Raw genomic sequence first — 26,906 nt, 5'->3', positions numbered from 1 at the left:
ATCAGGCCGAACGGCTACAAATGTCGCCAAGCGACACCAGTGTCTACCTAGAACGCCTGAGTTTCAGCGAAGAGGACCAGACCGTGGAGTTCGACCAGGAATTCTGGCGCCCCGATGCGCTGTCAATCGCAATGGAAATCCGTTGCCCAGGGATAGCCTGAGGCTTATCGAGCTGCGCGAGCTGCTCCCGAAACGCCGCCAGTAAACGGACCAAATAATCCTCCTGACGGTCAGGCGCCTGCCTTGGCACTCTCCTTAAGGATCTGGCTGGTTGGCATCCGTTTATGAGCAACCAGCCCTGAGTCCTGGAAGCAGCACCTTCATCAGGTCACAGAGGGTTCGAGCTCCTGTTCTACGATGGCAAGCGCCTCTGCAATCCGCGTCGGAATACATGACTCCAAAACAAGGGCACCGGAAACTTTTAGCTTCAGTTTTGCACTGAGCAAGCCAGCCGCCATCACCACAAGGGCTGAGTTTCCCCCAAGTCGAAAAAATCATCCCTATGATCAAAATGCTCACGCCCCAACAATTGGGCAAAGACTTGGCAAATCTGCGCCACCCGCAACCTGTGCTCTTGCAGGGAAACAGGAGCAAACACCGATGGTTCAAGTGCGCGCCTCTCACTGCTCAGCGTATTGTCACGAGATGGGGCGGGAAGATTCGACCGATCAAACTTGCCATTGGGCAGCAGTGGAAAACCCGACAGCACGATATAGAGATCAGGAATCATATATGCCGGTAGCTGCTGACTCAGCATCTGGTGCAACTGATCTTTATCAAAAGGCCTGCTGACCACTATGTAAGCTGCCAGCATCTCCTCCCCTTGGCCTTCAAAGCTGCGCGCCACGACCACCGCCGCATCGATTCCGTTGATACTTTCCAGCTCACGCTCCACCTCGCGAGAACCGATACGGTTTCCACGAATTTTCAGTTCGGCCTCCCCTCGGCCAATCCATTCCAGCAAGCCTCCCTCATGCATTCGGACCTTATCAGTCAGCGCCTACCGCAGGAATCGCTCCATCGCGAAAAGCGCCAACGACTGGGGCACCTGCCCTTTCATCACCCAATGCGCAATGCCCTGCCCAAACAGCGGGGCAAATTTGAAGCCATGCCCGCTGAGCCCGGCCGCCACGATCAATCCAGGCATTCGCGGATCGGCACCGACAATCGGGTTACCATCGGGTGTGCTATCAAAGAACGACACTCGACGCCCCAAGGGTTGCGCGCCCTCCAGTCTGCCCAATCGCCTGACTGCCCTATCTCGATAACTACGCACAGTGGCGTCACTCATGCGGCGATCAAAAGCGTCCGGATCGATTGCATAACTATCGGACGCTAGCAACGAGCCGATGAAGTAGGTTCCCGGACTGTCCGGGCGCAGGTAAAACCCCGCACTGCGATCACCGTATCCCGGCATAAGCTGATCTTGATCTGGGGACGCCACGGTGACAATGCCCACGCATTGTCGCGTGGCGCTGATTGGCAGCGGTACCCTGCAATCCGCCGCCAGCACGGCCGCCCAAGGTCCGGCGGCATTGACAACATTACTGCTGGCGATAAACCCGCTGTCCGTTTGCACCCCAGCCACTCGCCCCGCCCGGCAGACAATCCGTCTTACTGCCCGGCCCTCTTCGATTACCGCTCCGCGGCTGCGCGCGCCTGTCGCGAAGCTTTGGGCGGTCCGAATCGGGTCACAATATCCAGCATCAGGCTCATGCACCACTCCTACCAAGCCATCCGTCCGCAGGTCAGGAACCAGCACTTGCGCCTCGGCCGGTGATAGCCATCGCACCGCAGCCCCATGCGCTTGCAATAGCGCAACATTAGCCTCGGTCGCCTGTTGCTCTTGCCTGGAAATCGCGGTCAAGAAACCTGTTGGTCGATAGCCGCACTCCCCGGATAGTGTTGCGACCAATCACGGTAAGCCCGTACGCCTTGGGCTGCCAGCTGGCTCAGTGCCGGGTCGGCATAGTATTGGCGCACGATCCCCGGCGAAGCGCCTGAAGACCCCGAGGCAATTGCACCTTTGTCTAGAAGGCGAACTGAAAGTCCAGCCTGTACCAGATGCCAGGCAATGCTGCAGCCGGTGGTCCCGGCGCCTATCACGATTACATCGGCATATTCATGCATCGTTGGTCGCGCGCTCAAGGACCACGCTATGTGGCAAGCAAGGGTGCAACAACGCCGGGGACAGCGGCAGGAAGCGGCTACGTGACAGGGTGGACTCCCTAGGCTGCGATGCGGCGAACAATGACTGCAGGGCCGGTAATCCATCATGGCCCAAACATTGCCACAGATACTCGGACAGTCGCGGCATGATCGGGGCCCCCAGGTAAGCCAAACCTTTGAGCCAGGCATAGGCCTGCTCCTGTTGCATGACATCCAGGTCCGGTCGCTGCATCCACTGGTGCAGCACTTCCCAGGCATTGCGCACCGAAACCGCATCCAGTTGGAGTGCTTGATCCAACTGGGCGACAGCCGTCTCAAGGGCCGGCCGCAACGCCGATGGGATCGTCAGCATTTGCCCGGCACCGATGCTGGCCAACGCCATGTCGATTCGGCCGTCGAGCGCCCCTGCCAAGTCCACGTTGACCACCTCGACAAACTCTTCCACAGCGAAGTTAGTCTCACCACTTTCAGGGCTTTCGCGACACAGGAAATACCGCACGCCGTCACTGCTGGCCGGGGTCTTTTCCACAATGTCAGCGGCCCAGACCACATGCAGGCGGCTGGTGGAAAACTTAGTGCCCTGCAACTTGTAGAAATAGTTAGTGAGAACGTAATCAAACGACTGGTGATCCTGCAGGGCGTCCATGACTGCGACACTACCGGCCAGCAACAACACCGCATTGTCGATACCGAAACTGACCAATGTCGTGAAATCGCTGTTGCACAGCATAGCGTGGCCGTGATCAGGATCCTTCTCCTGGGAACAATCAGCGCAGGTCAACGCATATTCCCAGCCAGACTCAAACAAAACCCGAGGGTTGGCAAAGCGATCCGGGCTCCAGGCGACGCCCCAGTCACCCGGTGCGGTCAGGCGGATCAAATTGTTTTCCCGTTCCAGGAACCGTGAAATCACCTCGATAATCGACGGCGGCGCACCCGATGCATGCATACGCCGCAGCAGGTTGTCCGGATTCGCTACCTTCAGAAACAGACTCTCTACCTCGACCCATTTCAGGGGGCTGTCGCCCATACGCGGCTGAGGATTGAGCATGGCTTCCGGGCGGAACAGCGCACCACAGGCTTCGCAGAAGTAACCACCGGCACCTGCCTGGCAGTATGGGCACTGCCCCAGCAACCAGGCGCCGGCCAAATAGCGGTTGGTTTCAGGGCAATACAGTACCCGTTCAGTCACTGTCTCAGTGACGCCCGACGCCACCAGACGCTCAACTGTGCGCTGAGCATTGCGGGCGTGACGTTGCGCATAAGGGCCTTGTACCAGATCCAGAAAGTCGTCGACCTGCACATCCATTGCCCGCAGATCGTTTGCAATCTGCCGGTGATAGTCGCGAACAACCTCTTCCGGCGAGCGCTGCTCTTGCAAGCCCTTCCAGAGAACATAGGAGTCGAAGCCGTCGACCGCCGATACGACGTCGACACTGTGGCCCTGAGTCCGCAGGTAGCGACCCAGTATATCCATGCGCAGATAAGGCCCGGCAATGTGTCCCAAGTGAAGGCGACCATTTGGGGTCGGCGGAATCGGCATCAGGAAGAATTTTTTTGCAGTGATAGGCATCATCTTTTCAGTCCATAAAAACAGGCGGATGTGTTTGGCCATGGGCAGTGACACGGTCGGGACGATGGGCGACGATCAACTCAAGGGCCTCGCTGGCAATCCCAGGGGCCAAGCGAAATCCCGCTCCGCTGCCGGCACCGGCAACGACCACATTGGTCGCGTAGTCCAGAGTCACCAGGGATTCGCCGCCAGGGCTGTAGCTGTCGCAGAACACCCGGCCACCCCGACACCGACCAACGAGGTCGGGCAGATACTTCGCCAGGACGGTTTTAGCCACCTGAACATCGTGGTCGTTGATCTCCAGTTGATGTTTGCGCGGCGCAACATCCCACTCATCGCAGCGAAAGCTGAACAACCATTGATTACGCGCCGCAAGCGGCATCAGGTAGGCATCGGACTGTGGGAGAAACAATGCCGCAGCGTCAGGAGGTGGAGTACCGTCTATATGCAGGGCCACCACCTTCTTGACCCGAAGCCCGTGTTGGGCGGCAATCGACCCAAAGGGGGACTCGTTGATCCAAGGGCCCATCGCCACCAGGGTTCGCTGGGCATAGATGATGGAATCGTCTGACAAGGTGAGCCGCGTCGTCCCGCTGTCGACGTTATCGATATGGCTGACGCCCAACCCTTCGATACAGCTGACATTAGCCGATGCAAGGCTGTGACTAATCAACATCCGCGCGATCAAGGGCGGCTCGTAGCTTTCGGCCGAACCGCCACTCAAAAGGCTTTGCGCGGCGTCGACATTGAGCCTTGACCCCAGGCGATCGCCCAGCGCAAGCGCTGACACATCGGCAGACTTGACGTCGAAATCGACTACCGCACGCTGAATATCGGCCGCAAACCCGCCATCGGCGAGCCAAAACACCGGCGCTTGCGTGGTACGGATGGAAAACCGGTCGCGAAACGCCCGGTAAAGCCTGGCACTCTGCCCGGCTAGCCGACGTTCCCGCTCCGATCTTCCGGTCGCCAGCAGCACGCCTGCCGAGTGAGAGGTTGCACCGTCGCCGATCCGGTAGCGGTCAATCAACAGGATTTTCCAGTCGGGGTAGCGCTGCACTGCATGGTGCAGGGTCCAAGCACCAATAATGCCGCCACCGATGATCACTAGATCGAAATCTTGCGTCATGCTCATGCCCACCACACTGAAAATACCTGAACTTGGCCCGCGCCGTTATTGCGTGCGAAGTGCGGCTTAAAGGGTGAAAAATAAAGGCTCTCGCCGTTTTTCACCCTATGCCAGATGCCGTCATAGAAGACATCCAGATCACCTTGAGAAATGAACCAGATCTCACTGACGGCGTGCTTGTCTTCCTCCGTCCCGCAACCAGGATCAAGGGTGAAACGTGACGACAGCATGGGCGCGTTGGCCAGTTTGCCAGCGTAGTTGTGCATGAACAGACGTACGCCTTGCTGTGTTACCTGTTCTTCGGTTTCGCGAATCACCGGGGCATTGCCCTTGGGGGTTAGTGTTATCGGGTCCATTGATAAGCTCCTGGATCTAGTTGGCCACCGCGCTCAGGCGGTCAAAGCGGGCATCCGTGACCTCATCAAAGACCTCACTTGCTCCCCATTGAACAAAGGCCTCAGGTTCGACAAGGTCATACAGGGCTTGCCCGCAAATGCTGTTGATGATTTTCGCGCAACGCCAAGGGATTAACCCCAGGTTCGGGTCGGCAATGCCCTTTTGACTGCGGGCGGCGTTTTGCACATAGATGGCCGAACCCTGGGGGCCATCCCACGCGATGGAATAGTCATCCTTGACCACGTATTCGCCCTCACGTCTGGTAATCCGCGCCTCAAGCCCCGCCAGGCATTCAGGCACCTGATAGGCGTAGCCCGTACACAGCACTGCAGTGTCAGCGCTCAGTTCTTCGCGCACCTGACTGTGCCCATGGATCATCGCCAGGCTCCAATGATTGTGGCGCTGGTGAATAGCCGTCAGCTCGCGGCCCGGCAATAGGCGGATCTTGCAGGGGTGCTGCAACACGTTTTGAAGTTCGTACATACGCCGATAAATAGACTGCAATAGCGATTGCGAGATGCCGTCACTGGCCAGTTTCTGTTCGGCCAGCAGTGGCTGGCGCACATGCTGGGGCAACTCGAAGAAGTGGTCGCTGTACTGCGGGGTGTACAGCTCGTTGGTGAAAGGCGATTCATCCAACGGGGAAAAATTCCAGCGCCGCGACACCCAGGTCACACTGGCTGGCAGCGCGCTGGTATCGGACAGCAGGTGCTGGATGATCTCCGCCCCGGTCTGGCCGCCACCGATTATCACCACGCGCTTGTCTTTGAGGGAGCGATTACGGGTCATATATTGCGACGAGTGAAAAAGCGTGTCCCCGACAAAAGGTTTCGCGCATTCCGGTACCAACGGCTGCTGCCCGGTGCCCAGCACCAGGTTGCGTGCCGGCTGAACCCAATGGTCGCCCTTGAGCATAAACAGACCATTTTCAAATTCAACTGAGCGCACGTCGCTATTGAATTGCAGGCTTGGCAATTGGCTGCTGGCCCAGCGGTAGTACTGGTTGAATTCGCGCCTGAGCACTTGATCAAAATTGGCGTTGATAAAACTCAGCAGCTGCTTTTTCTTGGCAAGATAGGCAAGAAATGAAAATGGATTGGACGGATCCACAAGACTGACCAGGTCTTTGAGGTAGTGAACTTGCAACATCGCCTCAGGCACCATCATCCCGGAGTGCCACTGAAATTCGCTGCTGCGCTCAAAGAACTTAGCCGTTATTTTCGGATACGGTTGAGCCAGCGCAGCCAGGCTCAAATTGGCTGGCCCAATACCGATACCCGCCAGATCTATTACTTCAGCCGCAGAGTGCAAGCTCATGATCATTATCCCTAGTGATGATGTTTTTCAGGTGCAGCAACGCCTCACGACATTCGCAGACGCGTGCTGAGCGACTTCTGTTTACAGGTGGAGGTAAATCAGCTTCCCACGGTTTGGGCCGCCGGTGTTTTCAGCACCAATGCGGACACCGCCATGGCCAGCAACGACAAGCCAATCGCAACGCTGACTGCGATATAGATGGCCTCGTTGAGCGGTTGGATCGAGGTCAGCAACGCGCCGAATATCGCGACGCCGAACGCGGAGCCACTCTGTCGACTGGCATTGAGCGTACCGGCCGCCACCCCTGCCTTAGCGCGGTCAACCACGCTCATCAGTGCCGAAGTGGCGGCCGGGGTGATGATCCCGGCGCCAAAACCCACGGCCGGGTAACACAGTGCGATCCGCCAGTACAGCGCGTCACTGGCCAGGGCGAACAGCCCGATGAATCCCAAGGTGTACAACCCGAACCCGGTGCATAGCACAGCTCGGGGCCCATAGGCACGGGTCAACCGGCCGCAGGTGAAACTGCCGAGAGTGACCATTGCCGTCAAGGGCAGGAATGCCAATCCGGTATCCAGGGGCGACCATCCGCGATTCGTCTGGAAATACAGGCTCAACAGAAAGAACAGGCCGTAGAACACCAGCGCGGAAATCAACGACAGAAAGGTTGCACCTGTGAACACCGGGTTGCGGAAATAGTGCAACGGAAGCATCGGATCCTTATGCCGGCTTTCAGTCACCAGGAATACACACCAAGCTGCACAGGCCAGGATTACGCCCGCATACACCCATTCGGAATTCCACCCCAGCTTTGCCCCTTCGATCAGCACCGCCACCGAAGTGGCCAGGGCGACGATGGCGGCGACCTGGCCGGTGAAGTCCAGATGGCGATTAGGTGCCAATGGAGGCGAAGGAGGAATACGCGACGTCAGCCATACGCCGACCAGAGCGATGGGCACATTGATCAAAAAGATACTGCGCCAGCCAAACAACTCGATCAGCACGCCGCCAACAAGAGGCCCGGCCGCCATGGCAATACCACCACAACCTGCCCAGACACCGATGGCACTCGCCCGTTGATGGGTCTGCGGGTAGGCATTGTTGATCAGCATCAGTGAGCATGGCACCAACATGGACGCACCCACCCCCTGCAGCACTCGGGCAGCAACCAGTTGAAGCAGGTCAGTTGCCAGACCACATAGTGCAGAAGCAACCGCAAACAAGACCAGACCAAGGCCGTAGATCTTTCTTGCCCCGCAACGGTCGCCCAATAAACCGCCCGTCAGCAGTAAACTGGCGAACGTCAATGTATAAGCGTTGATCACCCACTGCAACCCGGTGATATCCGAATCAAATGTCTGAGAAATGGATTCCAGTGCCACGTTGACGATTGAAGTATCGAGAATGACAACGACGTAACTGAGGCTTGTAGCGATCAGAACCTGTCGTTGGTAGCTACTCTTGATTTCCATGACTTCGCATTTCCTTTCCCTGGCGGCGGATTGACTATAAGCAGCTTTTTGCAAAAAATGCTTCGGGGCGTGTCGAACTGTGTCTAGTTATGTCATCCTGAAAGCCGAGGTGATCCGACACACCCATGGAGTTCAAAGGAATGACCCAGCCTAAAATTTCTTCCATCGCCTACTTAATCGCTGAACCCGTGCGGGCGGTCATCCTGATCACCCTGTCCGACGGTGGCTCGTTGTCAGCCAGCGCACTGGCGGACGCCGCCGGTGTCACACCACAGACCGCCAGTTCGCACTTGGCAAAACTGCTCGATGGCGGACTGCTGACTGTTGAGATAAAGGGGCGCAACCGTTTCTATCAATTGGCAGGCCCCGACGTTTCCCATGTATTGGAAAGCCTCGCAGCCGTCTCCCCACAAACCAGTTCCTGGCGCAGCCTGCCCAACCGCGCCGCCCATGAGCTGCGTTTTGCCCGTTGTTGCTACGATCATCTGGCCGGTCAAGTTGGCGTCGCGGTGGCTCAAGGCATGCTTGAGCGCGAGTTCATCGTCGAGTGCAATGAGCGTGAATATGCGCCTACCCCTCGCGGCATTGAATGGATGCAATCCCTCAATCTGGACAGCAGCGAGCTGTGTTTAGAAGCTCATGGCCAGGCTCGCCGATGCCTGGACTGGACCGAAAGGCAGCACCACATAGCCGGACCGCTGGGTGCACACCTGCTGGATACCTTCTGCAACCTGGGCTGGATGCGCCGATCCACAGGCACTCGCGCCGTGACCATCACCGGTGATGGCTGGAGAGCGCTCAAGCACCATTTAGGAGTCCAACACTTGCATGATCTTGAAACGCTGGCGCGCCCGCTTGTTTCTGCCTGAAACCGGCTATGCAAACTACTGCGCAGGCGAAAAAAACCTCTCGATTTCGCGGATGCGGCGCTCTTGGTCCAACCCTGTCGCCTGCCACGCCACAATGTTGTTCACTCGCTCATACCACGCAGCAACGTGGGGATACTCAAGAAAGGGAGCCTGGGTGCGCGGGATATGGCTCAACGGCGCGGCCAGATCGAAATCCGCCAGCGTCAATGCATCGCCCACCACGAATTGCCGAGTACGCAGATGCTCATCCAAAACAGAGGTATAGCGATTGATTGCCCGCAATGCTTCCCCAACCAGCGATTCATCCTCGACATGCCCTTTGAGGCGCTCCATGAAACGTTGCTCAATCAGTACCGTTGGCCCGCGGCGGAAATGCTCGGCAGCCCAGAACATCCACTTTAGGGTTTCGTACTTCGCGTTGCCCGCGGGCAATAAGGGCGCCCCCACCTTCTCTGCCAAGTAAATCATGATTGCAGAGGCCTCGAACAACACCACGTCGCCGTCGACGAATGTTGGGATCGTGCCGTTCGGATTGAGCGCCAGATACTGCGGCGTGCGGTTCTGTCCGCTGAACAGATCGAGGAAGACGAACTCGACTTCCAGGTCCAGGTAAGCGGCCGTCGCCAGAACGCGACGGGTATTGCTCGAACCTCTGTCGCCATACACCTTCATACTGCTGCTCCCACTGCGCACTGATCCATTGGCCTTGTACTGTCTTGCAAATCACTAATCATCTGTGCCGTCTCGCTGGCTTGGCGCACTGATTGGTAAACCGAGTTGACCATGGGTGCCGCGAGATAGGAAGCCACACCCAGCATCCAGACTCTTTCCGGGCGGCTGGATCCTGGCAGGCTGACTTGCAGCTGCGCCGATACATAGGGCGGTGTGCACGGCATCAACGGGTCCACCTGCAATTCAAGGCCGTCGTGGGTGGCATGGAAGTGCTGTTTGTGAAAACCAGTGGCGCATACCACGGCATCCACCTCTTCAATACCATCATGGCTGTCGTAAACCCGCCAGTTGCCCTGCCACTCAAGTTTCTGCGGCACCTGCGAGGCAAGTTGCAGGAGACCTTCATCGATGAATCGCAGCAAAGTGGTTGCCGTTTGCAGCGGTACGGCAAATAGATAGCGGCCAACCGCCTCCCAGCAATTTTGCAAGGCGGCAACCCGCACCGTCGGCGGGGCATTGCGCAGCTTCATATCGGCAAGATCCATGCAATGCACCAGAAGGTTTTGCCAGTCTGTCGCGCCACCGCTGGCCAAGGCCACTTCGCCGCGCAATCGTTGCGTCGGGTCAGTGGCCCGATCAACCTGCTCGCGTAGCGAGCGGCCGCTGATCGCCTTGGCAGAGCGCGCCACAATGCGCAGTAAATGCCAATACAACCGAGGACTCTCAAGGTTCAGCTGCGCAAAACGCACTTCATCCAAGGCCACTTTGCAGACCCGCGGTGTGCCCGTGCGCACCCCGGGCAAGCGTCCGGATGGCGAGGCCATCAATACTTGGTGGCCGGCTCCGCACAGTAGCAACGCGCTGTCGATCGCCGAAAGCCGGCTGCCCAGGACCAATACCCGGGAGGGACGCTGGAAGAAATCAAGCAAGCGTTTTGCGGGATAAGGCGTGGAAAAAATACCTGGCGCACCGGCCTGCGCACTGACTAGGGGCGGCACGAAGGCAGTGCCATTTCCCGTGCAAATCAGCACGTCCGACGCCTCGATAGCGTCTCCTTCGTCCAACTGTAACTGATAGTTGCCCTGGGCAATCACCTTGATACGACGCACCGCAGAACAAATGACCCTGTGCTCGATGCCCCTGACCTGGGCGAGATCGCGATACTGGGCATACCGCTCCCTCAGGTAATCCGAGACCCAGGAGCGCGGAACAAAAGCATCTTCGTCGACAGTGATCCCCTGCTCCTGGAGATAGTGCAGGAAGTCATTCATGTCCTCGTCAAGAACCGACATGGTCTGCACCGAGGTATTGCACAAGAAAAGGTCATGGGACGTGTTGAAGGCCATCGAGTTGGCGATGCCGTCGGAGTCGACGATCTCGATGCTGCTGACCGTGCCTGACCGTACAAGCTTGATAAAAGCGGCTACACCGGTCACTGCCCCACCAATAATGGCTACTTTTTTGCCGCTCGGATTTTGATGCATAGCTGTCCCCTGCACCCTAGAGCGCCTGCGCCTTGGCCAGTGCCGGCAATAGCAATCGTATGCCATACCAACCCCAGTACACACGGTGACAGGTGATCAATCCGTTATCGATTTCCATCATCTCCATGAGGTCGATCTGTTCGCCCTTAGGGGTTTTCCGCGGGTATTCCCAGGTCAGTTGCCTGCCGTTGATGAACGCTTTATCACTGCGATACCACTCGGCGAGGTCACTGGGGAATCGACGCACACTGTCCTCCATGAACCTTTGTATATTGGCGCGCCCCATTAGTATGCCACTGCCATGTTCGGGATAGACCGCCAGCACCAGCGGTGTTTCGAATACCGCGTCCTCAGCGTACAGGGCCGCTGTCGCAGTTAGATCGCGAACTCGGACCGTTGCGTGCCACGCTTCATAGATATGGATTAATCCGGGATCGATGGACGAGGTCATGGTCTCTCCTGAGATGACGGGCAGCGCTGTAAGATGGCAGGACTATAATTGCCTCCAGGTGCTATATGTTTCGACCTGGCCCGAAGTGTCATGTCCGAGGCGCTGGCTGGTTGCACCCTATGCAACAGGCCTTTGTCATTCAGAAGCTTTTCAGAAAGCAACAGTTTGACTTAACGAAACGGTCACGCACGTCAGTGTTTCCATGCTGTCGCTGATGTTGCTCATCCTGGGTCTGGCGGGCCTTGCGGGAACTTTCCTTTGAAGCGTTCTTGAAAAATAGCCTGCATCGAACCCTCGTCGTCATCCCTATCTTGATGGCGGTGATTGCACTGGCGCTTGTTTCATTCGGTAGGTCGGCGGTCACCACGACTGTCTTGCTGGGCTTCTGGGGACTGGTTGCGACTGCTGCGCCCGTGGGATGGTGGACATGGCTGGCAAGAACGTAAGGCCGCTCTACCAATAAGCTCATTTCTACTTCCTTGTGATCTAGCACTGCTCCGAATCATCAAGCAATAGCCCACAAATACACTTCACGCCAGCCGACGAGGATTCCCTATGTCCGCGCATCAGAAGTTACCCAAGTTCATCCATGTCCAGCCGAGAGCAGTGGCTACCGATCAACAAGGCAGACCAGGTGCGGCTGATCGGCAACAGCGTCTGTCCGGACGAAGCCGAGGCACTTGTCGCCGCCAACTCTGCCCACATCACAGTGCTACAAACCCTCACCTTTTTCACGTGCTCTCCACAATTAGTTGATGCTTTGTAGTCTCGTCACGCGTAATCGCAGGTACTACGCCCGGCCGAGAGTGGATCATCAAGTATTGCTGGGTGCGCTCGGTATCAAAGACCTGATTTGCTGCCTCCATTTCCTCTATCAACTGCCCATTGACTGAGTAGTAGCCACAGTTCGGGCATTTAAACTCATCGAAACTGCCTACGGGAAAAGCTTTCTCGGCGGTATCACCACAAACAACGCAGACAGCGATGCTCATACGCACCTCCTTTTAAATCATCTATCAACTGTAGCTGTGCCCCATCATTCCCTCCACTACCCGGGTATGACCCGGCATAAGCGGCTGAAGCCCTCCTCCCCACCGGCACCTCTACCCGCACAGAGCGTACTTCCGGTCTCGGCCGGCGCGCGCCGGTCTCATGCAGACGATATCGTCGACGGCGACATGTACGCGATCAACCACAACGGTCAGCTTCGCGTGAAGCTGGTCTACCTGAAGAAGGGTTGATCAATGCCAAAGAAACATCAGGAAAGCAAAGCAGCGACTGCTGCTGACATTGAGCGCTCTATCCAGGCGCTGAACAAAATGGCTGAACGCCTCTGGGGCGATGGCCGGGAAGCTGAGGCGAAAGCCCTCCTTAATGCCTTGGATGCGTTAAACCGGGCGTTGGATCGGATCAGGATTGGAGAGAGCCGCAAGGTTCTTCATTGAAACGCACACGTCCCGGCTGAAGGCCGGATGTATACACAGCGAGGTAGATGGCTGATGGGGCTGCTCGAATTTTTATCCGACCTTCTCGGTGGGCTCGCTAATCTTCAGCCTTACGAAAAGCCTCGCAGGGTCTTCACGCGCGGCTTTGTTGCATTCTGCGTGCTAGTGGCTGTTTTTGAGCTGATAGCGTTGAACCAGTTCTATGGCACGGGCGGCTGAATCATTGCCGCCCCTGAGGTTGTACGGCTTCGAAAACATACAAACAAATTAAAAGGATTTTAAATGCGATTCACCCCAGTACTACTAGCGCTTGCCCTTGCAGGTTGCGCCGGCAAGCCTCCCCAGCTTTCCGAGGGTGCTCAGGCGAGGCTGGATGCGCCCATGCCCAGATCTGAAAAGCAGCGCGTTTGGGAGTGCGCGGGAACGAGTAACGTAATCGAAGGCCAAAAGTTCGTTCTCAAATTGCAGGGCAGACCAGTAGATTCGGCCGGCGAAATCTGGTCGACCCGGGAACGAGCGAAGCGCTTGGGCTGCACTCAGGCAGAGATGGACGCGCCGGATATGGGGAGATGGTCGAGCCCGTCAGTGTCTCCTCGCCCGCGCTGATCGGAGATCTGCTAGCGGCTCCTGCGGATAAGGTGAAGGAGGGATCGTCTATAGGGACTCGGTGAGCGAGAAGTATCCGCTTACTTATCGACTGACAGATTGACCGCCATTGAGCCCGCCGTCGGCCTATAACCGCCCACCTGCATCACCAAAGCGAATCGTGAGCAACGAGCGCCAGCAAGGCGAACCGAACTACTTTGGGCCGTAGCTTTTGCACATATCCTGCGCCATGGCCGCCATACCCGAGCTGTTCAGGGATTGCATCATAAGTCCGACCTCACCTTTGTAAGCAAGGTCTGAGCTCACTTTTCGGATTTCGGCCCTGGTTGCTTCGTCCATCTTGGGATCGCTGGCCATAGCATTTTCGATAGAGCCATTTAAGCCAGGGTTTGCCTTATTGCAGAGCTGCCCCATTGCAACAAGCGTTACGGCAACTTGATGCGTATCAACGGTTTGATTCGCGAAAGAGCTGCTGGCGAAGCCAAAGCTCACAAGGGACATGCACAGCGTTGCGTTCCTTAATGAAAACATTCAACAGCTCCTGGGACGTTCAAATAAATAAGTATGTTCTAGGCCACCCTGGAGGCGCGCATGTCAGCACAACGCAAGGCTCAGTTCCAATTCTGCCGCCTCCGGCGAGCGAAGACGACCTTGGCTGAGATTGATTGGCTGGAAGCGAAGGCGGAAAACCTGATGCGGCTTCGTCGTCAGTTGAGGTATCCGTGCAGATGCGCGTCCAAGCCTATAAAGTAGCCACCTCCAAACAAGGAGGATGGAATATTGCTCATCAAAATTGAGCTGCTGGACGAGCTGCTTCAGCGCTACGCCGGGTACCTCGGCAATGACTTCACCGGATACCGAAATCATGTGTACCGAGTCATCAACTTTTGTTGCTCGCTCAACATGCTGGATGCTGTAGACCTGGAAAAAATAGTTGTGGCCGGGGTATTTCATGACCTTGGCATATGGACGGCCAAGACGTTTGATTATTTGCCCCCGTCAGAGCAATTGGCAAAAGACTTCCTTCGGGAAATCGATAAGCTGGGTTGGGCGGAAGAAATTATCTCGATCATTCACAACCACCATAAAATAACTCGGTCCCATACCGATCCACAGAACCTTGCAGAGGTTTTTCGGAAAGCCGACTGGATCGACGTATCCCATGGAGCGGTTACTTTTGGACTCTCGCGACAGAAGCGACGTGAGGTGTTTTCGGCCTTTCCTGATGCAGGATTTCACTTTCGCTTAGTTCAGCTTTCGCTCAAGCGACTGCTAACGAACCCACTGAGTCCACTGCCAATGATGCGGCTCTGAATGTAGTCATTCACTCCACCCTTGATAGCAGCAGCGCTGCTCCCACTGGCAACAAATTACCAGCAGCGCTATTTGCTGAAATATCATACCCTGTCGCCATGAAAACACGCCGCCCCCTCACCCCTGAAGAAGTCGCCGAAAGCATCAGGCTCAAGGCTATTTACGACCAGCGAAAGTCTGCTGCCAAAGCGGCTGGATCAAACCTCACTCAAGCGGACGTGGCTGAGGCCTGCGGATGGTCTGGCCAAAGCGCCTTCAGTCAATATGCAACCGGCAAGGTTCCACTGAACGTCGAGGCACTCCTGAAACTGGCAAAAGCCTTGCGCTTCGATGCCAATGAAGTGAGCCAACGCCTGATGTCGACCGTTGCCAGCGTCCAGCCTTCCGAGCGCATCCAGCCCAGCGTATTGATGTCGGACATCCAACCTTGGGATGACGACACTCCCCTGGATGACGATGAGGTCTACGTTCCCTTCTTACGCGAAGTGGAACTGGCGGCCGGATCAGGCCGTTTCGTGATTGAGGAAAGTGACAGCGCCCGGCTGCGCTTTTTCAAGAAAGACCTTCGCCATAACGGCGTTCAGTTCAGCAACGCGAAGTGCGTGGTTGTCAGCGGCAACAGCATGCTGCCAGTACTGCGTGACGGCGCGACTGTAGGCATTAACGTCGGCAAGAGCTCACTGGGCGATATCGTTGACGGCGACATGTACGCTATCAACCACAACGGTCAGCTACGGGTGAAGCAGGTTTACCGCCTACCGATGGGCATCCGCCTGCGCAGCTTCAATCGCGACGAGCATCCGGATGAGGACTATACCTTCGCAGAGATCCAGGAACAGCAAATCGTGATCCTGGGCCACGTGTTCTGGTGGGGGATGTTTGCCCGCTGATTGGCGTTCACATGCCCGGTAGGCGATGTATACGCAATGATGCACCCGGACTGGCAACGGTCAGCAGTTTTATGAAAGCAACCCACTCTTTATGGATACGGAAATTCAATGAAAAACCCTAAGCTTTTGTTCTCCCTGTCATGCGCCATTGCCATCTCGCTGCTGAGCGGCTGTGCAGCTTCCGTAAAAAGCGGCGGCACTGAAACGCTGGCTATCCAGGAATCAGCCAAGCAAAACCTGGTCGTTAATTTCCAAGGGAATAGCAAGGTTCAGCAGAACGAAGACTGGCCTCGCTTAAAGCAGGAATGGAATGCGGCCCTGCAAAACGAAGCCGCTCGAGCGGGCTACAGCCTTTCCGAGACTCAGGCATTAAGCCCCTCCGGCAAAGACGGTGTTGACATCAAGATCAACGTGACCAACTTTCGATACCTGACGCCAGGTGCGCGTTACGGCGCCGGCGTGATGGTCGGTAACGCCTGGGTCAACTCAAGCGCAGATTACTCAGACTTGAAGTCGGGGCGCCTGATTGGCACCCGGACCTATGACACGTCATCGTCTGCGTGGGAGGGTGTCATGTCAGCCATGACCAAAGAGCAGGTTGAAGCTATTGCGCAGCAAATCATAAGCGACATAAAAAACGCCAAGGCGAAGTAACCCTCGCGCTCGACATGTGTTTGAGGTTGCAGCTAAAAAGCCGAAGCATCGAAAACCCGCCTGGCGCGGGTTTTTTTACGCCCAGCAAAAATATTATTAGCAGCGCTATTTACATAAAATATAAGCACTGCTACTTTTACCTTCAAGGATCGAAACGAGGTGTTAGCTGAACGGACACATGACCCGGAACGCGAGCAACGATGAAAGCATCACTTCTGTCCATTCATCGAGTGGGCAGTGGGATGTAGGCCTACATCAAATGTAAGGCTCAACTGAGCACAGGGTGACATCAAATGAAATAGGGAAATGACCATGACCGTAGACATCAGCAACTACACAATCGCTACACCGCTTCCTATCTCCGACACCAACCCCATCGCACTTGAGCTCATCGGCTGGAGGGCGCTGCTTGAATGTCCGGAAGTCATTTCGATGCTTCCAGATGGCACGCTGCAAATGACGGCGCCGACGCTCGGCGCTTCGAGCAAAAGCACGCAGCGCACGCGCTGCGAGTGGAAGGAGCCGGGTTATTGGCTGTTCGCCAGCGCTGCCGACCACTGGAACCGACAAGAAATGCGGCTGACGAAGGTCAACTCGCTGCAGAAGGTCGTGATCAGCCAGATTCATGTGCAGGGTTCAGAGCGACCACCTGTAAAGGTGTTCTGGAACAAAGGCCGGATCACCATGGGGTTCCGGTCGAGCTATCTTCAAGAAGACCCGGTGAACACGACGGTTCTGGAAGACGTGCCGCTCGGGGCACTGTTCAAAATCAACATTCACGCCAATTCGAGCGGCGCAGTGTCCGTTTCGGCGAGCTGTAACGGGGTCAAATCGACTTCCGCAATCATGCGTCTCGACAACACCTGGGACACGAAAACGCTGGCCTTCCACGGAGGTGTGTACAACCAGATCGACTACTCCGACACCACCGACCCCGAAGACGGTTCGGTGTGCATCATCAGCGACCTTTCCATCACCCACGCTTGATATGAAATCGGACCTGTAGGAGCCAGCGGTGCGGCGATCCGACTTGCCGGCGAAGGCGTCCTTAAGCGCGCCTTCGCCGGCAAGCCTGGCTCCTACAAAAACGGATCAACTCTTCGCGGGCAGCGCATCATCGGGCAGTGATTGGAAGCCATCCGCCGCCTTGTCTGTAGTAATGACCGCATCAATGCCCCAATCGCTTGGCAGGTGCCAATCCTCTCCAAACATCTCCGCCGGATGCATCGTCCGTTCGGAACCATTGCCGCACGCCAGGGACTTAGCCGGACAATACAGGTCGCATCCCCAACAGATCCGCTCGGGGTGCTTGGGGTTGACGGGGAAGTTCTTGGCCATACCGATCTCCGATCATTGAGTGGCGTTCTTCCAACCTACAGCCCTTGCGCAACACCAGCCTTGATACATATCAAGAATCGATATCGAGCCCCTGCGCAATCCCGAACACGCCAATGTCAGTTCTAAATGCTCAAAACTTGATAACAATCATTATTGTTCGCAGCAAAGCTTCCTAGACTCGGGCTCCTACTCGTCAGTGTTCAGGAAGCTATTATGCGTACCCCTTTTTCGCTATCACTCGCCCTGCTCTTGCTCACACCACTGGCTCACGCCAAGGAATACCCGATCGGGGAGCCACAGTTGTGTCCCGGGCTGGAAGTCGGGGCGGTGTATTTGCAACCGATAGAAATGGCACCTGCGGGGATGATGCGCGCGACCGCGGATTCCGACGTCCACCTGGAAGCCGATATCCGGGCCACTGCGGACAATCGGCAGGGCTTTCAGGAAGGTAGTTTCGTGCCCTACCTGAACGTCTCTTTCAACCTGAAAAAACAAGGCAGCGACCCCGAGATCAAGGGCGATTTCCACGCCATGGTGGCCAATGACGGTCCGCACTATGGCGATAATGTGAAGCTGCTTGGCCCCGGTAAATATCAGCTGACGTTCACCGTCCTGCCACCTGGCGGTCATGGCTCCCTCGGGCGCCACACCGATAAGGAAACCGGTGTAGCACCCTGGTTCGAACGCTGTGAACTGCACTACGAATTCATCTACGCCGGCATCGGTAAAAAAGGCGGCTATTGAATGAAGCGCCTGCGCATTGCCTGGCTGATCCTCGCCGGAGCCGTCGTGCCTGTGACGGCTTATGCCCAGTTACCCAGCTTTGAGCTGAGCCTGCGCGATGGTCACTTCACACCGGCCTTGCTCGAGGTGCCGGCCGGACAGCGTTTCAAGATCGTTCTGAAAAACGTCGGCCAAGGGCCGGCCGAGTTCGAGAGCACGCCGTTGCGGGTTGAAAAAGTCCTGTCGCCGGGTGTGACGACCTTCGTGGTCATTCACCCTCTGAGGCCCGGCCACTACCCTTTTTTCGACGAATTCAATCCGCAATTGCCCGAGGGCGGCATCCTCGCGAAATAACTGTTAGCGCATGGAGTTTTCATGAATCAATCAATGTTCATCGTCTGGCGCGAAAGCGTCGAGGCGTTGCTGGTGATCGGTATTCTCCAGGCCTGGGCCAGCCAGCAAGGCCAACGTAATCGTCTGGTCAAATTCCTCTGGGCGGGTGTGGTGCTGGGGTTGATGCTCTCAGGCCTGCTGGCGGCGTTGATTCTGTTTGCCGGTGAGGCCATGAGCGGGTCAGCCAGCGAATGGTTCCAGGCCACCCTTGCACTGGTTGCCAGCCTGTTGATGGTGCAGATGGTGAGCTGGATGCGCCGCCACGGGCGCAGCCTCAACCACGATCTGCGACGACATGCCGATAGCCACCTGGCCCGGCAAGGTGGCGCAGGTTTATTACTGTTGGCCATGCTCGCCATCAGCCGTGAAGGCAGCGAAACGGTGGTATTTCTCTATGGCGCCGGCGCCCGGTTGCGAGGTCCGCAGCTCGGTTTGTTTGCTGTCGGCGGCGTATTGGGACTGGTGCTGTCGGCGCTGACCATCACGCTACTGCACAGCAGTCGCCGATTCATTTCATGGCAGCGATTCTTTGCCATCAGCGAAGTCATCTTGCTCATGCTCGGCGCGGCGTTGCTGGTCAGCGGCACCGAGCGAATCGGCGGCCAATTGCTCGCCCTGGATTTGCCGGACGTGGTTTATCGCATCGTTGGCGAAGCGCTTTGGGACAGCAGCACATTGCTGAGCGACAGCCATGGATTGGGTGGCTTTCTTGCAGGTTTTGCCGGTTATCGGGCAAGCCCCAGTGGCCTGACCTTGTTGGTGTGGATCGGTTATTGGCTGGCTGTCGGTGGCTGGCTACGGCAACGGACTGCGGAAAATCTGCCATGCCCGACCTGAGCCGACGCAATCAATGGCTCCAGCGCCTGGGTGACGGGATGCGTCGCCATGCGCCCGTCATCCGTGCGGTGCAGTGGGCTGTTGTAGTGTTTTACGCGGTGCTGTTGGTGACCCCGGCGCTGTTGCCGCTGCCGGACAGCCAGGCGCGGATACTCGACAACCTGACCTTGCTCGCGCAGTTTCTATTCTGGGGGATCTGGTGGCCGTTCGTGTTGCTGTCGATGGTGTTCTTCGGCCGACTCTGGTGCGGCGTACTGTGCCCGGAAGGTTCGCTCAGCGAATGGGCCAGCCATTACGGTAAAGGCCTGGGTGTGCCGCGCTGGTTACGCTGGGGCGGCTGGCCAACCTTGGCGTTCTGCCTGACGACCCTCTACGGCCAGTTGATCAGCGTCTATGACTACGCCCAGGCCGCGCTGTTGATTCTGGGCGGTTCGACCGTGGTAGCGGTCGTCGTCGGGTTGTTGTTCGCCCGGGGCAAGCGGGTCTGGTGCCGTTACCTGTGCCCGGTCAGCGGCGTCTTCGCCCTACTCGCAAGGCTGGCTCCGGTGCACTTCCAGGTCGATGAGCAACGCTGGCTAGAAAACGCCGCACCGCGCCTGCCGCCGCCCAACTGCGCCCCTCTTCTCGATATCCGACGACTGCAAGGCGCCAGTGATTGCCACGCCTGCGGACGCTGCAGCGGGCAACGCGGGGCCGTTCAGCTGATCGCCCGCTCCAGCAATCAGGAGATTCTTCACGCGACGGCGCAGACGCTGTCCCCTTGGGACACACGCTTGCTACTATTCGGCGTGATCGGCTTGGCCATGGGCGCGTTTCAGTGGACGGTCAGCCCATGGTTTGTTGCCCTCAAACAAACCCTCGCCCAATGGCTGGTCGAACACAACCAGTTCTGGGCCCTGCAGGACAACGCCCCCTGGTGGCTGCTCACTCATTACCCGCAGCTCAACGACAGCTTCACCTGGCTCGACGGTTTCAGCATCGTCACTTACCTGAGTTTGAGTTCGATCGTGCTCGGCACGGCGTTGATGCTGCTTCTGCGTCTGACGGCCCGACTGGCGCGAGATCGCACTTTGTATCAGCCCTTGGCATTGACACTAACGCCACTAGGGGGGCCGGACTGTTTCTCGGGCTGTCGGCAACCACCGTCAAATTGCTGCGTTATGAAGGTCTGCTACTGGAGTGGGTGCAACCGGCCAGGGCCTGTCTGTTATTGGCGGCGATTGGCTGGAGCCTGCTACTGGGCTGGAAACGGCTGGATCGCGAAGCCATTTCCCGGGTTCGGCGCTTGTCCGGTGGCGTTTGCCTGATCCTCGCCAACGGATTGATCGGGTTTGGCTGGTGGTTGCAATTCTGGGGCTGGGCCTGAGCGCTTCGGCGTCCTTATCCAATCACCAGCCCGGAACAACTATACTTTAAAACGTGCCACTGTCTGGTGCAGAGCCCCCGCCATTTGTGCCAAGTCGTGGCCGGCGGTGTGAGTATGTCGGGCACCCAACAAGACCTGCTCAGACAAATTACGAATGCCCATCAGGTTGCGATCCACTTCACGCGCGACCAATGCCTGCTCCTCCGTGGCACTGGCAATCATCATGTTGCGCTCGTTGATCTGTGAGATTGACCGAGTAATTTCATCCAGGGCGTCGCCCGACCGTCGCGCCACTTCAAGGGTGGCCCGCACCAGGTGACTGCTGCTTTGCATGGCGGTCACTGCATGGCCGGTATCCAGACGAATGTTGCCAATCATCTGCTCGATTTCCTGCGTTGACTCCTGAGTGCGATGGGCCAGGGCGCGCACTTCGTCGGCGACCACGGCAAAGCCGCGTCCGGCATCACCGGCCCGCGCCGCTTCAATCGCCGCATTGAGGGCTAACAAATTGGTTTGCTCGGCAATGCTGCGGATCACATCCAGCACCTTGCTGATGTCCTGCACCCTGCCGGCCAGTTGCTCAATGCGCAGTGAAGTATCGGTGACGCCATCAGCCAGTTCGCCGATGGAAACCACTGTTTCCTGAACCTGTTCACGCCCGCGCTGCGCGGTTTGCTCGGACTGTCGCGAGGCCTCTGAGGTGCTGACCGCATTACGCGCCACCTCATCCACCGCCGCCGTCATCTGGTTCACGGCCGCAGCCGCCTGTTCGATCTCAAGCCCCTGCAATTGCAGATTGCTGCTGGTCTGGCTGCTGACCGCACTCAGTTCTTCGGAGGAACTGGCCACCTGATCAACCGAGGTCGCGATGTGCTTGACCATGGTATTCAAGCTTTGCTGCATCTGGTGCATGCTCATCATCACACTGGCGCCGGCACTTGAACTCACCGGCACCTGAATCGTCAGGTCGCCCTCGGCAATTTGACTCAAGACTCGTGCCGCATCATCGGGCTCGCCACCCAGTGGCCGAGTCACGCTGCGTGTGACGATGACTGCGGCGGTAATGACCAGCGCCAGGCAGAACAAGAATAATCCGAGCATGTTGCGTCGCGCATCGCTGTACAGTTCTTGCGCCGAGTGTTCACGGTCGGCGAATATTTTTCCTTGCAGCGCCATCAGCTCATCCAGGCTTTTGTAAACGTCGGATTCGGCCGGAATGACCTTTTGTTTCAGCTGCGCCATGGCGTCATCGACAGCCCCTTGCCGGATCAATATCTGCACTTGAGTGAACGCCGAAACATAAGCCTCGCGATTCTTTCTCAACGCGGCATAAGCGGCTTTGCCTTCGGGTAAATAGAACAACGGCTCAAGCGTTTCGAGTGCCTGAGTAATCCGTTTCCTGGTGGTGTCGATGGACTGCTGCACTTGCTGGTTGTCTTTATTGATCAGCAAATCCCGGGTGTTCCTGGCGTTATCGCGCACGCCGGTGGCAATGACCATGATCGGTTCGATCTTCGGCCAGTCCTGTTTGACGATCACAACGGACTGATCCTTGAGCGTTGCCAGATCGTGCAACGCGTAAAACGCCATGCCCATCAGAGTCAGCGGTGCAATTGCAAAACCGATGATAATCCGTTGTGCCGTACTTAATTTGGCCATATCAAATGCTCCCTGTTTAATACCCGCCTGTGAGGCAGTGCATTTGAAAACCGTAAGGGTGAGTATCACGTCCAACGCTGATCCGCAGCCTCGGTTACCCCCGCAACACGAATGTTGGAAACAACTCGCGCATGGAGTCCCAAAGATCCGGCAACAAGGCTTGTGCCGAAACGCTCGGCAGCAGTGGATCGAACATCCGCTCGGTGCGAACCAGTTGCACGGCGAAGCGTTTGACGCCAAGCGCATTCAAGCGTTTTGCCAGAGTCAGAAGACGCGCCGGTTCGAACAGATGCCAATGCACGGTGGTGCGACATTCGTAGTCGACACCACTGGCCAGCAGATGTTCGAGGCTGCGCCAATTGGCGGTTCCACTGCCCTCGACCCGGGTGATGGCCTGGCAATCCTCGGGCAACGCCTTGACGTCGAAACCGACCCAATCCGCGCCGGTCAGTGCCTTGGCGAACGCGGAAGGTTTGATCCCGGCGCTGTGCAGTCCGATGCGAAATCCCATGTCCCGCACTTCATCCATGGCACCGAGCAAGCAGTCCTGCAAGGTTGGCTCACCGCCGCTGAACACCACGGCATCGAGGAGGTCCTGACGACGTTGCAGAAACGCCAACACCCGCCGCCAATCCACTTCCTCACTGCCACGAGGGGGAATCAGCTGCGGGTTATGACAATAACGACAACGCCAGGCGCAACCCTGGCAAAACAGCACGCAGGCGAGCTGTCCCGGATAGTCGATAGTGGTCAGGGGCACCATGCCCCCGACCCGAAGCATTCGACTCATTGGCGCCCGGCCAGTGCCGCGCTTTCAGTGAAGTGCGCCCGCTCACGGTGCTCCGACTGTTTGCCCGGATTGAACGCCGACACAGGACGGTGATAACCCATTACTCGGGTCCAGACTTCGCAGCGTTGACGTTGAGTCTGGGGCAGTGTTTGCGATGCAGTCATGGTGAAGCTCCTTGCGGTTGAGTGGATAAAAATCAATGAACGGCGCCGGCTTTCTGTTCTTGCAGCAACAGAACCTCGTCGCACTTGGGGCAGAACTCATGTTCGCCATCGAGGTAGCCGTGCACCGGGCAGATGGAGAAGGTCGGGGTCACGGTCAGGTACGGCAGGCGGAAGCGGCCAAGGGCTTTGCGCACCAGTTGCTTGCAGGCCTCGGTCGAAGAAATTCGCTCGGCCATGTACAGGTGCAAGACCGTGCCGCCGGTGTATTTGCATTGCAGCTCGTCTTGAAGTTCCAGCGCCTCGAAGGGGTCTTCGGTGTAGCCCACGGGCAGTTGCGAGGAGTTGGTGTAATACGGCGCTTGCACACTGCCGGCCTGGAGAATATCGGGATAGCGCTTGAGGTCTTCCTTGGCGAAGCGGTAAGTGGTGCCTTCTGCCGGTGTCGCTTCCAGGTTGTACATGTGGCCGGTTTCTTCCTGGAAACGCAGCAACGTGGCACGCACATGATCGAGCATCTTCAGGGCAAACTGCCGGCCGTGCTCGGTGTGCATGCCCTCCTCGTCGCCGGTGAAATTGCGCAGCATTTCATGCATGCCATTGAGGCCGATGGTCGAGAAGTGGTTACGCAGGGTTCCCAGGTAACGCTTGGTGTACGGGTACAAACCGGCATCCATGTGGTGCTGAATGACCTTGCGCTTGACCTCCAGGCTTTCCATCGCCAGTTCCATCAGCGTGTCCAGACGCTGCAACAAACCACTGGTGTTGCCCTTGAACACATAGCCCAAACGGGCGCAGTTGATGGTCACCACGCCGAGTGACCCGGTCTGTTCCGCCGAGCCGAACAAACCGCCACCGCGCTTGAGCAACTCGCGCACATCCAGTTGCAAGCGACAGCACATCGAACGTACCTGATTGGGCAGCAGGTCCGAATTGAGGAAGTTCTGGAAGTACGGCAAGCCGTAACGCGCCGTCATCTCGAACAAACGGTCGGCGTTTTCGCTGTCCCACGGAAAGTCATGGGTGATGTTGTAGGTCGGGATCGGAAAGGTGAACACCCGCCCTTTCGCATCGCCGGCCTGCATTACCTCGATGTAGGCGCGGTTGAGCAGGTCCATTTCGACTTGCAGGTCGCCATAGGCAAACGGCATTTCTTCCCCGCCGATGACGGGTATCTGCTCACGCAAATCCTGCGGGCACACCCAGTCGAAGGTCAGGTTGGTGAACGGCGTCTGAGTACCCCAGCGCGACGGCACGTTGAGGTTGTAGATGAACTCCTGAATCGCCTGCCGCACCTCCTGATAACTCAGCTGATCCTTGCGTACATAGGGCGCCAGGTAGGTGTCAAATGAACTGAACGCCTGAGCACCGGCCCATTCGTTTTGCAGGGTGCCGAGGAAATTCACCATTTGCCCTAAAGCGCTGCTCAAGTGCTTCGGCGGACCGGCTTCGACACGCCCCGGCACACCGTTGAGCCCCTCGTGCAACAGGGTGCGCAGCGACCACCCGGCGCAATAACCGGCGAGCATGTCCAGGTCGTGCACATGCAAATCCGCCTCGCGGTGGGCCTGACCGATGGCCTCGCTGTACACCTCGTCCAGCCAGTAATTGGCAGTGACCTTGCCCGACACGTTCAACACCAACCCGCCCAGGGAATACCCCTGATTGGCGTTGGCCTGAACCCGCCAGTCTTCACGGTCCAGGTACTCGTTCATCGAGGTCGCCACTTCGACCATGGTCCGGCGGTCACGACGCAAACGCCCGTGTTGTTCGCGGTAGACGATGTAGGCGCGCATGGCGAAGAAGAAACCGGCGTCCATCAATACCCGTTCAACACGGTCCTGGATCTGCTCGACATGCAGCCTTGGCAGTCCGTCCAGCCGAGCGAGTACCGCCTGAAGCAAACCTTCAACCTCAACCTCGGTGTACTCCCCGGTTGCCTTGCCGGCGGCAATCAACGCCTGGCGGATCTTGTCGGCATCGAAGGCGACCAGACTGCCATCGCGCTTGTGCAAGCGGTTACATCCTACTGAGATCAGCGTGCTCTGCATTCGGCCTCCAGATACTACATATAGATGTTTATAGACAAACAAACACAACATGCAGTGAAGACTACGGACAAAGGGCTGATCTGCAATTGATCGATATCAAGATTTGGCGGTGAAAAAAACATCCCAAAGACGGCGAGGATCAGCTCAACCGCCACTCATGTTCATGAACCGCACTATCTGCACCTCCCCTTCGGGGCTGAAGTCGTGGCGCAACGGCTTGCCGCGCAAGGCCTTCTGCACCGCATTGATCAGCGGTTGATCATCCAGCGGATAACGCCGCAGCAACCCTCTTAAATCCAGAGCATCGTCCTGCCCCAGACAAAGCAACAGCTTCCCTTCCACAGTCATCCGCACCCGATTACAGCTGCCACAAAAGTTGTGACTGTTGGGTGAAATGAAACCGATCCGGGTATCGGGATGGCGTTCCAGGCGCACGTAGCGTGCCGGTCCGCCGCTGTTTTCAGTGCTGTCGAGTAACCGATGCTGGCTGGCGATCAGCGCCCGCACTTCTTCGCTGGAACAAAACGATTCGCCCCGGGAACGGCCGACGTCGCCCAAGGGCATTTCTTCGATGAAGCTGATATCGATGCGCTGATCGATGGCGTATTGCACCAACGCCGGGACTTCATCGAAGTTGCGCCCTTTCATCACCACGCAGTTGAGTTTGATCCGCTCAAACCCCGCATCCCGCGCCGCTTCGATGCCGTTGAGCACCTGATCGAGATCGCCGATGCGAGTGATCGCGCGGAATTTCTGCCCGTCCAGGCTATCGAGGCTGATGTTCATCCGCTTGACCCCCGCCTCTGCCAATGGCCGGGCCAGGCGGCTCAGTTGCGAGCCGTTGCTGGTCATCACCAGTTCGCGCAAACCGGGTAGCGCGGCGATGTTGCGGCACAGTTCGACAATGCCCGGACGAATCAGCGGCTCGCCGCCGGTCAGGCGGATTTTGCGTACGCCCAACCCGACAAACAGCGTTGCCAGACGCTGCAACTCTTCCAGCGTGAGCACCTGCTGACGCGGCAGGAAGGTCATGTTTTTCGCCATGCAATACACACAGCGAAAATCACACCGGTCCGTCACCGACATCCGCAGATAATCGATCTGCCGTCCAAAGCCATCCTGCATTACAGCGTTCATCACATCTCCC

27 protein-coding genes and 4 pseudogenes are annotated in these 26,906 nt (G+C 57.4%); 13 read left to right on the top strand and 18 right to left on the bottom strand.

Annotated elements, in window-relative coordinates; all coding sequences use genetic code 11:
• Window positions 1-457: 457 nt before the first annotated feature.
• The 7 genes and pseudogenes from AB4O41_RS28755 to AB4O41_RS28725 form a co-directional block, all read right to left on the bottom strand.
• Complete coding sequence (locus tag AB4O41_RS28755; RefSeq protein WP_460145635.1) at window positions 458-964, bottom strand: AMP-binding enzyme; 507 nt, start codon at window positions 962-964, stop codon at window positions 458-460.
• Window positions 965-1,000: 36 nt separating this feature from the next.
• A pseudogene (locus AB4O41_RS28750) lies at window positions 1,001-2,130 on the bottom strand (NAD(P)/FAD-dependent oxidoreductase).
• Entirely contained in the window at window positions 2,123-3,745 is a 1,623-nt protein-coding gene (locus AB4O41_RS28745; protein ID WP_460145634.1) for a methionine--tRNA ligase, read from the bottom strand. The pseudogene AB4O41_RS28750 and the gene AB4O41_RS28745 overlap by 8 nt, the downstream one beginning before the upstream one ends.
• 4 nt (window positions 3,746-3,749) lie before the next feature.
• A complete protein-coding gene (locus AB4O41_RS28740; protein ID WP_460145632.1) occupies window positions 3,750-4,877 on the bottom strand; it encodes an NAD(P)/FAD-dependent oxidoreductase in 1,128 nt (375 codons plus the stop codon).
• Window positions 4,874-5,227, bottom strand: coding sequence for a cupin domain-containing protein (locus AB4O41_RS28735; protein ID WP_460145630.1), 354 nt, complete (start codon window positions 5,225-5,227; stop codon window positions 4,874-4,876). The genes AB4O41_RS28740 and AB4O41_RS28735 overlap by 4 nt, the downstream gene beginning before the upstream one ends.
• Before the next feature lie 16 nt (window positions 5,228-5,243).
• Window positions 5,244-6,584 (bottom strand): lysine N(6)-hydroxylase/L-ornithine N(5)-oxygenase family protein, encoded by a 1,341-nt coding sequence (locus tag AB4O41_RS28730; protein ID WP_460145629.1) that lies wholly within the window; start codon window positions 6,582-6,584, stop codon window positions 5,244-5,246.
• Window positions 6,585-6,682: 98 nt separating this feature from the next.
• Window positions 6,683-8,056, bottom strand: coding sequence for an MFS transporter (locus AB4O41_RS28725; protein WP_460145628.1), 1,374 nt, complete (start codon window positions 8,054-8,056; stop codon window positions 6,683-6,685).
• A 140-nt stretch (window positions 8,057-8,196) separates the two neighbouring features.
• On the opposite strand from AB4O41_RS28725, the gene AB4O41_RS28720 reads away from it, so the two are divergent.
• Window positions 8,197-8,925: an ArsR/SmtB family transcription factor gene (locus AB4O41_RS28720; RefSeq protein ID WP_460145627.1), complete on the top strand. Its 729-nt coding sequence runs from the start codon at window positions 8,197-8,199 to the stop codon at window positions 8,923-8,925.
• Between the two features lie 15 nt (window positions 8,926-8,940).
• Here AB4O41_RS28720 and AB4O41_RS28715 read toward each other — a convergent pair whose 3' ends face one another.
• From AB4O41_RS28715 to AB4O41_RS28705, 3 genes are read right to left on the bottom strand one after another with little or no spacing between them, the layout of a single operon-like run.
• Window positions 8,941-9,597 carry a glutathione S-transferase family protein gene (locus tag AB4O41_RS28715; RefSeq protein ID WP_460145626.1) on the bottom strand — a complete coding sequence of 219 codons (657 nt, stop codon included), beginning with the start codon at window positions 9,595-9,597 and terminating at the stop codon, window positions 8,941-8,943.
• The gene (locus AB4O41_RS28710; protein ID WP_460145625.1) at window positions 9,594-11,081 is read right to left on the bottom strand and encodes an FAD/NAD(P)-binding protein; all 1,488 of its coding nucleotides are present in this window, start codon (window positions 11,079-11,081) and stop codon (window positions 9,594-9,596) included. Before AB4O41_RS28710 ends, AB4O41_RS28715 begins: the two co-directional genes overlap by 4 nt.
• Window positions 11,082-11,097: 16 nt before the next feature.
• Window positions 11,098-11,532, bottom strand: a complete 435-nt coding sequence (locus AB4O41_RS28705) for a nuclear transport factor 2 family protein (RefSeq protein WP_460145624.1) — start codon at window positions 11,530-11,532, stop codon at window positions 11,098-11,100.
• A gap of 175 nt (window positions 11,533-11,707) precedes the next feature.
• Here AB4O41_RS28705 and AB4O41_RS28700 point away from each other — a divergent pair.
• Window positions 11,708-11,975 (top strand): annotated as a pseudogene (locus AB4O41_RS28700) (MFS transporter); the annotation flags it as partial.
• A 288-nt stretch (window positions 11,976-12,263) separates the two neighbouring features.
• On the opposite strand, the gene AB4O41_RS28695 reads toward AB4O41_RS28700, so the two are convergent.
• Window positions 12,264-12,524 carry a hypothetical protein gene (locus AB4O41_RS28695; protein WP_429580580.1) on the bottom strand — a complete coding sequence of 87 codons (261 nt, stop codon included), beginning with the start codon at window positions 12,522-12,524 and terminating at the stop codon, window positions 12,264-12,266.
• A 165-nt stretch (window positions 12,525-12,689) separates the two neighbouring features.
• Here AB4O41_RS28695 and AB4O41_RS28690 point away from each other — a divergent pair.
• The 3 genes and pseudogenes from AB4O41_RS28690 to AB4O41_RS28680 form a co-directional block, all read left to right on the top strand.
• A pseudogene (locus tag AB4O41_RS28690) lies at window positions 12,690-12,758 on the top strand (transcriptional regulator); the annotation flags it as partial.
• A gap of 18 nt (window positions 12,759-12,776) precedes the next feature.
• Window positions 12,777-12,977: a hypothetical protein gene (locus AB4O41_RS28685; protein ID WP_460145623.1), complete on the top strand. Its 201-nt coding sequence runs from the start codon at window positions 12,777-12,779 to the stop codon at window positions 12,975-12,977.
• 54 nt (window positions 12,978-13,031) lie between these two features.
• Entirely contained in the window at window positions 13,032-13,196 is a 165-nt protein-coding gene (locus tag AB4O41_RS28680; RefSeq protein WP_460145622.1) for a hypothetical protein, read from the top strand.
• Window positions 13,197-13,775: 579 nt separating this feature from the next.
• On the opposite strand, the gene AB4O41_RS28675 is transcribed toward AB4O41_RS28680, so the two are convergent.
• Window positions 13,776-14,114, bottom strand: a complete 339-nt coding sequence (locus AB4O41_RS28675; RefSeq protein ID WP_460145620.1) for a hypothetical protein — start codon at window positions 14,112-14,114, stop codon at window positions 13,776-13,778.
• A 249-nt stretch (window positions 14,115-14,363) separates the two neighbouring features.
• Here AB4O41_RS28675 and AB4O41_RS28670 point away from each other — a divergent pair, with 249 nt between their 5' ends.
• From AB4O41_RS28670 to AB4O41_RS28655, 4 genes are all read left to right on the top strand, one after another.
• Window positions 14,364-14,897, top strand: coding sequence for an HD domain-containing protein (locus tag AB4O41_RS28670; protein ID WP_460145619.1), 534 nt, complete (start codon window positions 14,364-14,366; stop codon window positions 14,895-14,897).
• Window positions 14,898-14,995: 98 nt separating this feature from the next.
• Window positions 14,996-15,787, top strand: a complete 792-nt coding sequence (locus tag AB4O41_RS28665; RefSeq protein WP_460145618.1) for an XRE family transcriptional regulator — start codon at window positions 14,996-14,998, stop codon at window positions 15,785-15,787.
• 108 nt (window positions 15,788-15,895) lie between these two features.
• Window positions 15,896-16,441: a hypothetical protein gene (locus AB4O41_RS28660; protein WP_460145617.1), complete on the top strand. Its 546-nt coding sequence runs from the start codon at window positions 15,896-15,898 to the stop codon at window positions 16,439-16,441.
• 312 nt (window positions 16,442-16,753) lie between these two features.
• A complete protein-coding gene (locus tag AB4O41_RS28655) occupies window positions 16,754-17,428 on the top strand; it encodes a polysaccharide lyase family 7 protein (protein ID WP_460145616.1) in 675 nt (224 codons plus the stop codon).
• Between the two features lie 105 nt (window positions 17,429-17,533).
• On the opposite strand, the gene AB4O41_RS28650 is transcribed toward AB4O41_RS28655, so the two are convergent.
• On the bottom strand, window positions 17,534-17,779 hold the full coding sequence (locus AB4O41_RS28650; RefSeq protein WP_460145615.1) for a DUF3079 domain-containing protein: 246 nt from the start codon (window positions 17,777-17,779) through the stop codon (window positions 17,534-17,536).
• 213 nt (window positions 17,780-17,992) lie between these two features.
• On the opposite strand from AB4O41_RS28650, the gene AB4O41_RS28645 reads away from it, so the two are divergent.
• The 4 genes and pseudogenes from AB4O41_RS28645 to AB4O41_RS28630 all read left to right on the top strand — a co-directional run bounded on the left by AB4O41_RS28645 (window position 17,993) and on the right by AB4O41_RS28630 (window position 21,098).
• Window positions 17,993-18,523 carry an iron transporter gene (locus tag AB4O41_RS28645; protein WP_460145614.1) on the top strand — a complete coding sequence of 177 codons (531 nt, stop codon included), beginning with the start codon at window positions 17,993-17,995 and terminating at the stop codon, window positions 18,521-18,523.
• On the top strand, window positions 18,524-18,856 hold the full coding sequence (locus AB4O41_RS28640; protein WP_008067071.1) for a cupredoxin domain-containing protein: 333 nt from the start codon (window positions 18,524-18,526) through the stop codon (window positions 18,854-18,856).
• A gap of 21 nt (window positions 18,857-18,877) precedes the next feature.
• A complete protein-coding gene (locus AB4O41_RS28635) occupies window positions 18,878-19,732 on the top strand; it encodes an FTR1 family iron permease (protein ID WP_460145613.1) in 855 nt (284 codons plus the stop codon).
• A pseudogene (locus tag AB4O41_RS28630) lies at window positions 19,720-21,098 on the top strand (4Fe-4S binding protein). Before AB4O41_RS28635 ends, AB4O41_RS28630 begins: the two are co-directional and overlap by 13 nt.
• 39 nt (window positions 21,099-21,137) lie before the next feature.
• Here AB4O41_RS28630 and AB4O41_RS28625 read toward each other — a convergent pair.
• From AB4O41_RS28625 to moaA, 5 genes are all read right to left on the bottom strand, one after another.
• Entirely contained in the window at window positions 21,138-22,757 is a 1,620-nt protein-coding gene (locus AB4O41_RS28625; protein ID WP_460145612.1) for a methyl-accepting chemotaxis protein, read from the bottom strand.
• Between the two features lie 94 nt (window positions 22,758-22,851).
• Window positions 22,852-23,547, bottom strand: a complete 696-nt coding sequence (locus tag AB4O41_RS28620) for an anaerobic ribonucleoside-triphosphate reductase activating protein (protein ID WP_460145611.1) — start codon at window positions 23,545-23,547, stop codon at window positions 22,852-22,854.
• Window positions 23,544-23,711 carry an anaerobic ribonucleoside-triphosphate reductase gene (gene nrdD, locus AB4O41_RS28615; protein WP_460145610.1) on the bottom strand — a complete coding sequence of 56 codons (168 nt, stop codon included), beginning with the start codon at window positions 23,709-23,711 and terminating at the stop codon, window positions 23,544-23,546. The genes AB4O41_RS28620 and nrdD overlap by 4 nt, the downstream gene beginning before the upstream one ends.
• A gap of 32 nt (window positions 23,712-23,743) precedes the next feature.
• Window positions 23,744-25,759 carry a ribonucleoside triphosphate reductase gene (locus AB4O41_RS28610; protein WP_460145609.1) on the bottom strand — a complete coding sequence of 672 codons (2,016 nt, stop codon included), beginning with the start codon at window positions 25,757-25,759 and terminating at the stop codon, window positions 23,744-23,746.
• A gap of 144 nt (window positions 25,760-25,903) precedes the next feature.
• A complete protein-coding gene (moaA, locus tag AB4O41_RS28605) occupies window positions 25,904-26,896 on the bottom strand; it encodes a GTP 3',8-cyclase MoaA (protein ID WP_460145608.1) in 993 nt (330 codons plus the stop codon).
• Window positions 26,897-26,906: the final 10 nt, after the last annotated feature.

It is taken from the genome of Pseudomonas sp. S2_A02 (genome assembly GCF_054668495.1).
The sequence above is the reverse complement of the archived record's forward strand: the minus strand, read 5'-3'. Positions and strand labels throughout refer to the sequence as shown.